The sequence below is a fragment of the Bacillus sp. 491mf genome (assembly GCF_900112415.1).
Lineage (GTDB): Bacteria > Bacillota > Bacilli > Bacillales > Bacillaceae_G > Bacillus_A.
Window position 1 is genome coordinate 1 of record NZ_FOLV01000078.1, and the last position, 7627, is coordinate 7627.

Annotated in this window: 8 protein-coding genes; 6 read left to right on the forward strand and 2 right to left on the reverse strand. The window is 33.1% G+C overall.

Features of this window, described 5'->3' with window-relative positions; all coding sequences use genetic code 11:
- Nucleotides 1-67 precede the first annotated feature (67 nt).
- The 4 genes from mobC to BM211_RS25420 all read left to right on the forward strand — a co-directional run bounded on the left by mobC (nt 68) and on the right by BM211_RS25420 (nt 3628).
- Nucleotides 68-403, forward strand: coding sequence for a plasmid mobilization protein (gene mobC, locus BM211_RS25400; RefSeq protein ID WP_091000161.1), 336 nt, complete (start codon nt 68-70; stop codon nt 401-403).
- A complete protein-coding gene (locus BM211_RS25405; protein WP_091000163.1) occupies nt 385-1563 on the forward strand; it encodes a relaxase/mobilization nuclease domain-containing protein in 1179 nt (392 codons plus the stop codon). Before mobC ends, BM211_RS25405 begins: the two co-directional genes overlap by 19 nt.
- A 330-nt stretch (nt 1564-1893) precedes the next feature.
- A complete protein-coding gene (locus tag BM211_RS25410) occupies nt 1894-2508 on the forward strand; it encodes a hypothetical protein (protein ID WP_091000165.1) in 615 nt (204 codons plus the stop codon).
- A gap of 649 nt (nt 2509-3157) precedes the next feature.
- The gene (locus tag BM211_RS25420) at nt 3158-3628 is read left to right on the forward strand and encodes a hypothetical protein (RefSeq protein ID WP_091000167.1); all 471 of its coding nucleotides are present in this window, start codon (nt 3158-3160) and stop codon (nt 3626-3628) included.
- Nucleotides 3629-4091: 463 nt separating this feature from the next.
- On the opposite strand, the gene BM211_RS25425 is transcribed toward BM211_RS25420, so the two are convergent.
- The gene (locus tag BM211_RS25425) at nt 4092-4301 is read right to left on the reverse strand and encodes a hypothetical protein (protein WP_091000169.1); all 210 of its coding nucleotides are present in this window, start codon (nt 4299-4301) and stop codon (nt 4092-4094) included.
- Between the two features lie 420 nt (nt 4302-4721).
- Between BM211_RS25425 and BM211_RS25430 the strand changes: the two genes are divergently transcribed.
- Complete coding sequence (locus BM211_RS25430; RefSeq protein WP_091000171.1) at nt 4722-5243, forward strand: DUF3967 domain-containing protein; 522 nt, start codon at nt 4722-4724, stop codon at nt 5241-5243.
- A gap of 122 nt (nt 5244-5365) precedes the next feature.
- On the opposite strand, the gene BM211_RS25435 is transcribed toward BM211_RS25430, so the two are convergent.
- On the reverse strand, nt 5366-5707 hold the full coding sequence (locus BM211_RS25435) for a hypothetical protein (protein ID WP_091000173.1): 342 nt from the start codon (nt 5705-5707) through the stop codon (nt 5366-5368).
- A gap of 179 nt (nt 5708-5886) precedes the next feature.
- On the opposite strand from BM211_RS25435, the gene BM211_RS25440 reads away from it, so the two are divergent.
- Nucleotides 5887-6954, forward strand: a complete 1068-nt coding sequence (locus BM211_RS25440; protein ID WP_091000175.1) for an amidase domain-containing protein — start codon at nt 5887-5889, stop codon at nt 6952-6954.
- The last annotated feature ends 673 nt before the right edge of the window (nt 6955-7627 follow it).

Consider the following 7627-nt stretch of genomic DNA (forward strand, 5'->3'; position numbering starts at 1 on the left):
ATAAGGATACCATTTTATCGTGCGGATGACCTCTATAGATGGGCAGCCGCTGAGGAGGAATTACGTTGTGAGCGAGACAAGATCAGAGCCGAAACAAATTAAATTTCGGGTGAGCGAGGACGAGTTCGAACGCTTGACGCTTATGGCGGATAGCGTTGGAATGAGTGTGCCGGCTTTCGTGAAAGCCAAGGCACAAGGAGTGAGAGTAAGACAACCTAAGATTGATAGACGAGGAGCAATTGAAATTGCGAGGGAATTGAGAGCAGTTGGTACCAATTTGAACCAAGTGGCAAAGTGGTGCAACTCTCGAGAACAAGTAAGTGAACAAGAATTGGAACGATTAAATTACAACATAGAACAAATCAAAAAAGGATTGGAAAAAGCATGGCAACAATTAAGCTAGGTAGTACAAAAAATACGAATGCATTATTGAAATACGCTGAGAAGCGCTCAGAGGTCTCCTGTGGTGTGAATTGTGATGTAGAGTATGTTAGGAGTCAGATGGCAGCTACAAGGGAAATATGGGGCAAAAACGGCGGTGTACAAGCCCATCATGTTGTACAGTCTTTTAAACCAGGAGAAGTGACTCCAGAATTAGCAAATCAAATTGGGCAAGAGTTAGCTAAAGAAATTGCAAAAAATCATGAGGTAGCGATTTATACGCATACGGATAAAGACCATATACATAATCACATTGTCATCAATTCCGTAAATCTTGAGACAGGGAAAAAATACGTAGATAATGCGAAAAACCTTTATTTCATACGTGAGCAATCAGATAAATTATGTGAGCAGCATGATTTATCTGTTGTAAAAGAGCCATCAGCAAAGCAACGTTATCATCAAGCTGAATATGGTCTTGCCAAACGCGGTGAAGTAATTTGGAAAGATGAATTACGTCAAACGATTGACTATGTAAAAGAGAGAACAACAAATCTAGAAGATTTTAAGAAACTATTGCAACAAAAATTTGGTGTTGAAGTGAAAGAACGTGGTCAACATTTTAGTTTTAAACATCCTAATGTAGGGCGGTTTGTAAGAGGGAAGACACTCGGTTTAGACTACGAAAGGGGTACGATAGCAAATGAGTTTAGTAGACAAATTGAATCAAGTGAAGAGCGAGGAGTCAACGAAACTTATACAAGAGTTGCAAAAGAACCTGGAGGAAAATCAGAAGTTAATGGATCTACTGAAAGGATACATCAGCGTACAGATGGACAGGGACACCAATATGAAAATGGCAACGAACAAAGAATTGATGGCGATGCAGAAAACAAGCGAGAAAATACAGAAGGAGATGCTTTTGATTTTAGAAAAGCAAAGTCAGCTCTTGAACGCGAACAAAGAAGTTCTACTGAAGACTTTGGAAAGTGGAAAGAGCCAGATGGAAACAAGCAATCAACAAACAGTGTATTATCTCCAAAACATTCAAAACAACCTAAAAGGACAAATGGAAGAAATCAAGAAAGACATGGGACGCGAGATTCACAACATGAGCATAAAAGCACAAAAAAGATTACAAAAAGTCGAGGAACAGAGCAATCAATTAATATCGAACGTTAAAAAAGATACGTTAATGTATTTTTGGATAGATGCTTTCAAATATGGATTAGCTACAAGTGTAGTTCTAATCCCCTTGTATTTCCTTGTACGCTCTTTTTTTTCATCGATAGGGATGGAACTACCTTAAGTGATTAAAAACATTTTAGAAGAGTTTAAGAGTGGTTTTATTTAACAATAGATTTCATGTTATGATAGAAACAGAAAAACCGCCCAATGTCTTGGCGGACAGGCGGTTTTTTATACTCAGGTTGGAATCAACCTAATATATTATTCTATACACATTGTAGCATAGATTAGTTGATTCCTTCCACTAAGGGAGAGAATTATTTTATGACAAAAGTTGTAGATTTTGGACAAGCTGAAAGAAATGCTAGAAAAAGAGATCTAGAAATTGAAAGTGAAAAAGTTCGAGAGTTATATAATAATGTTTCAGAAGTTGAATTAGAAAAAGCTATGGAAACTATGGCTAAAGCTACTGGCAAAGAGCTTTACATAGGTACTAAAAAAAGTCCCCAGTCGAAAGTGAGGTTTGCTCAAATTTTGCAAAGTAATTATGAATTTTTAAGGGAAAGGGAATACTTTACGGCTAAAGAAAAAGCATTTTTAATTGATATTGTTTCTTCGATTGCTTTTAATTCTAACTGTATTGTTGATGATGTGAAATCAAAAAATCCAGTTCCATTGAATATTTCAGGACTTGCAAAAAAAATTGGATTAACACGAGCAAATACAAGTCTTTCAGTAAATTCTTTGGTTAAAAAAGGGATATTAGCAAAAGCTGAAAGTGGCATTGAAGGAAATAATGCAAAAGCTTATTCATTATTTGTAAATCCTCACATTATTTATGCAGGAGATAAGGATAATGTAAATGAAGCACTTAAAGCAATCTTTTATAAAGCTATGAAAATGAAAATATTGAAAGAGTTACCAGATAAATTATTTTAAGATTGACAATCAGTCAATCTTATTTTTTTACTCATTTTCGTGTGTATTGTTTTCGATACGAATGTGTATTGTTTTCGATACACACGAAAAACGCTATAAACCTAGTTATATCAACCCTTTATACCACTTTTAAAACTCTCTCTCTTCTCACTCTATATATAAAGGCTAAAAGTTCCGCAAGGAACAGGTCGTATTTTTGAGAAACCCACTCAAAAATCTCCACCCTCAACATCAAAAAGTCGGTTCGTTAATCCTCACCTAAAGGCTATTGCCTTTTCTTTTTAATGTTGTCCTTGCAAAACTTTTTTCGGCTCGTGTGTTTTTCTCGCCAAGCCGAAGGACAAAAAGCAATGCAATGGTTCTCGGCTTGGACTAGCAAGTATACGAGCCGAACCGCTAGATTATTCGTCCTAGACTTGCTCTTATTCGTTATAACGCTACGTTTTAAACCGTGGGGTCTCGCCCCCACACGACGAGCCAGCACTCCAAACAAAAAGCAATGGAAGACCAAAGGACAAGATCAAAACGAAAAAAAATGATTTGAATTCTCATAAATAATTGTAAAATAATTGAATTTTCTTTTTGGTAATATCAAGTAAATTTACTAAAATATTGTAGTAATATATAACTTGAGGGAGGTGGAAATACTTTGAGAGAGAAGCTTTTGGTGCTATTTTCTATGATTATTACATTTTTTACTTTTCTTGTTTCAAATGTGTATGCAAGTTCGCCATTAGTTATAGACAAAGAAAAAGCTGGTGGTTATCAATACACTATGATAGAGGAACAAACCAATTTCACTTGGAAAATTGGTTATCGAGACAACTTAGTTACGCTCCAAGAAAATAAGGATAATACCGAGAATTTGGCACATTTCAGAACTGCTGTTAGGGATATTAGAAGGAACATATTTGAAATGATATTATACGTATCCTACTTTTTGATTATTGTTTTAATAGCACTAATTTTCTACAAGAAGAACAAGCAAACATTTAAAAGAGGCCGTGCAATTTTTGTTATATTTGCAGGTATAGCATTATATGCTACGTTTACAGCTTCTATCGAATTGAACACTGCATTAAAAGATGCAAAATTTTATTATTCGGTGCTAACTAAGTAAATTTATTAAACTAATGAAGCTCTTCTACAAGAATGGGAGAAATCCATAAAGAATTAGGTTTCCCTTAATTTTATCGTATTCTCAACATTAAAGTTTAAAATGAGGTAACGCTAGCATTTTGGAAAAATACCACGCTAAACAAAAAAATAAAATCAGCTGTCTATATGGACAGCTGATTTACATAATTATCGTTATCAGAAGTAAATGGAATCTATTTTACAAATTTAACCACCTTTTTGTTATCATCGTAATAAAAGGGGGAAAAGGGAATGAATAACTTTTCATCTTTAATTTCAATAATAGGAGTATTGTTATTAGTTATCGCAATATTTTTTAATAAACCACGTAAATAATCTTTTTATATGCTGCCGTTATTTCAAGATTACACTTGTTTTGATTAATGAATATCCTATACATACGAGGTTAACATAACGCATCATTATCGAAAGTCAATTCATTAATATTACTTTTTAAATGCTTTTGGATTTTCAACTTTAAAAAATTGAACTACCCCACAGTCTAAACAAAAGGTAGTTAATAATTTAGAACGAGATCCGCCATTAAAAATAGTAGAAGGTGTATCTTCACAAACATAAGCATGAGCTGCATAACCAACTTTTCCTTCTTTAAGATTAGTTGAACCACAATCAGTACAGCTTGTTTTTTGTTTCATAATACAATTTCCTACTTTCCTTTTTGTTCCATTTTATCATATTCTCTTAGAGGAAATTAAAATGTATATCTCATACATGTGAGGTTAACATAACGTAACATTATCGGTAGCAAGAAAAAACGGAAAAACCTAATGACATCAAAGGTTTGTCCGTTTTTTCTTTTTAGCATTCTATGCAAGATTTTATACAATACTGATTTAATGCGGTTTATTGTGTTTGATTTTAACTGTTTTGGTACAGAAATTTGTATAAAATCTTGTATAAAAAAGGAGTCAGATTACTGTATTTTACTCTGGATAATTTTAAAAAATGATTGAAAAACTTCTCTTTAAATTTAAAAAAGAAGGTGTTACCTTTTTAAAGAAGGAAAACACTATATAGCAACTGAAGAACAGCTTAGAACAGAGGGAGGACAAAACATGGCTCAAACTTATTGGGGATCCGAGGTAGCGAAGAACTTAGGGATTGGCTCAAGTACTTTACGTAAATATTGCCTTGCCCTGGAGGAAGCCGGGTATCCTTTCGAGCGCGGCAACAATAATTCTAGAATCTTTTATCATAAAGACGTAGCAACTATAGAGCGACTAGTAACAGCTATGAATAAGAAGAACGTAACACTAGAACAGGCTATAAATCTAGCAATGACAAGTGTTGGAGAAAATGAGATAGCAACTGTTGCTACAGATAGCGTATCAGATACAGAACACATACAAGCATTAATAGAACGTATAGAACGATTAGAACAACTTAATTTAGAGTTAATTCAAAGATTGGATCAACAAAGTAAATTTTTACAGGAAACTGATGCTCAAAGGATAATAAGAGAAGAACAAAGAGATGTTCAATTAATGCAAGTACTAAGAGAAATACAAGATAGTAAGCGTTTAATAGCAGCTTCAGAACAGAAGAAATCACTTTGGAGTCGTCTATTTGGTAAATAAATTAGAATTTAATAATGGAAAAAAGGCTTACTCTTTATCTAAAAATAGATAAAGAGTAAGCCTTTTTTGGCTATGAATAATGGGATGTTATATTGATTTTATATATATGTTTTAGATTATAGTTAATCATTTAAATCTTCATACAAATAAATTTTATTTTCTCCTTGAATTAAGATAACGGTTCTTTTGTTTTTTTTATATTTAATCATAGATCCTTTTTCTCCTTCTTTTTCTTCTATCCAACCAGCTAATCTAATATGCAAGCTATATCCTAAAGATAAACCGTTAGAAAAACATGTTCCATTATATTGATAATCTTTATTTTCTAAATTAGAAATATATTTTGCTTGAACTGGTACAGGGAAATCAGGAATTTTAGATTCAGTTGTACGATTTAAAAATATTATTAATCCACTTATAAAACAAAGCATTAAAATAAAAACAATTTTTCCCTTTTTTTTCATTTTTTATAATACTCCTCTCAATATTAATATATATAGTGTTTTAGTATGTTTTTTTAATATAGAAAACGAGAATATTAGGAATTAATTACAAAAATTATCATTAAACCCTTTACTTACAAGTTGTTTTTATTATATCATATTTTTGTATTATAAAAATAATTTAGGAAAGAGGAGTGTTAATGAAATTTAGTAAAGTTTTTTTTAGTTTCGCCTTAGTATTTGTATTTTTATTTATTCAGATATACCCATCCCATGCAGAAGAGAAGAGAGTAGATGATTATACTTTTGGGGAAATTGAATCTATGTTATTTAATTACTTTAAAGAGAATAATTTATCGTATAAAATGGGTAGTGAGGAATTGGATTCTTATTTATTTAATCAATTGATGCACCATAAAGATAAAAATTTAGAAAAACATCCTAAATATGACCTTATTTTAGCTTATGCGGCTGAATATTTACATGAGAAATCTTTATATACGGTTGAAAGCGCTTCAACTAACAAAAAATCATTTGCAACAATTAAAAATGAAAATCCAAAATTTAATATGAATAATGTATCAACTAAAACTATTGGTAATATAAAAGAAACAGTAGAAAATGAAGATGCTCAAGCTAAAGTAAATCAAATGAAACGGGCCCCTAAAATGGCAGCGCTTGGATCTGGTGGATATAATGCTAGTCAAGCAGCTAGTTATGCGGTTAAATGGGCAACAGGAAGAAATCCTTCATATGAGGATTATAGCGGTTCACCAATTCCAGGACTTGGAGGAGGAGGAGATTGCACAAACTTTGTTTCACAAGCTGTACTTGCAGGTGGTAAATGGATGAATAAACCTGATGGAATAAATAATTCAACTCCAACAATATTAGATGGAAATACTTATTGGTATTGTGTTGGTATTCCTAATGGTAATGGTAATAGAATGAATTTTAAAGCAACACAATCATGGACTGTTGTAGAAGGTTTTTATACATATTGGACTTCTAGAGGTGTTTCATCTTATGAAACATATAGTCCAAAAGCATTAGAGGGAGTTGCTAATGTTGGTGACGTTATTCAATATAAAAATGATACAACAGGACGAAAATGGCATAGTTTAATGGTTACTAACAAGTCACCTGGTAGTTTTCAAATTAGTCAACATAGTAAAGACAGAAAAAACGCTGAGATTGGATATATATTAAGTAATGACGAAGATGTAAGAAATTCTAAACTTATAATTTTACAATTTACTCGTTCTTAATAGTTTGTTTATCTTTCTAATTTTAAGGGTTTGCTGAAGGTATAAATTTACGCTTTCCTTTATTTTTTTAGAATCTTGCTCATGCAAGGTTCTTTTTTTTGTTTATTTAAATTTTAATTTTACTTTATCAAATACCAAAAACTATAAAACTGAGATTATAAAGTATATTTTTCTTGAATAGCTCCAAAAGTAAAGTGTGGTTGTCATACTTTATTTAGAAATAAAGAAATAGATAAGAGGTAGCTGCATGACGTGTGTCAACGGTACCGGACCGAGCCCGAAAGGGTACGGGAGGATAAGGAGTTGACACACTCACTATGCGACCCTCTTGGATTGTCAAAAGGTACCCTTTTGACCCTGCCAACCGGCGAGGGAGCCCCCTCAATATTGAGGGGGTTGGGGGTGTTTTATAAAGGGGTCAAGGGGGAAAGTTCCCCTTGTAGGTTTGGACAAGGTCCAAGGTATTAACTCCCCCTTTTAAGGGGGCTGGGGGGTGTCATGCTTAGCATGACCAAGCGTGTATTTGGGTACCAAATACGGAGCTTGCCTAATTACGACGATTACGATAAAATGGAAATATAAGGATACCATTTTATCGTGCGGATGACCTCTATAGATGGGCAGCCGCTGAGGAGGAATTACGTTGTGAGCGAGACAAGATCAGAGCCGAAAC

Bases quoted from the DNA above. Each gene is read 5' to 3' on its own strand.
- BM211_RS25405 (WP_091000163.1), top strand. From the start codon at position 385: ATGGCAACAATTAAGCTAGGTAGTACAAAAAATACGAATGCATTATTG.
- BM211_RS25410 (WP_091000165.1), top strand. From the start codon at position 1,894: ATGACAAAAGTTGTAGATTTTGGACAAGCTGAAAGAAATGCTAGAAAA.
- BM211_RS25425 (WP_091000169.1), bottom strand. From the start codon at position 4,301: ATGAAACAAAAAACAAGCTGTACTGATTGTGGTTCAACTAATCTTAAA.
- BM211_RS25430 (WP_091000171.1), top strand. From the start codon at position 4,722: ATGGCTCAAACTTATTGGGGATCCGAGGTAGCGAAGAACTTAGGGATT.
- BM211_RS25435 (WP_091000173.1), bottom strand. From the start codon at position 5,707: ATGAAAAAAAAGGGAAAAATTGTTTTTATTTTAATGCTTTGTTTTATA.
- BM211_RS25440 (WP_091000175.1), top strand. From the start codon at position 5,887: ATGAAATTTAGTAAAGTTTTTTTTAGTTTCGCCTTAGTATTTGTATTT.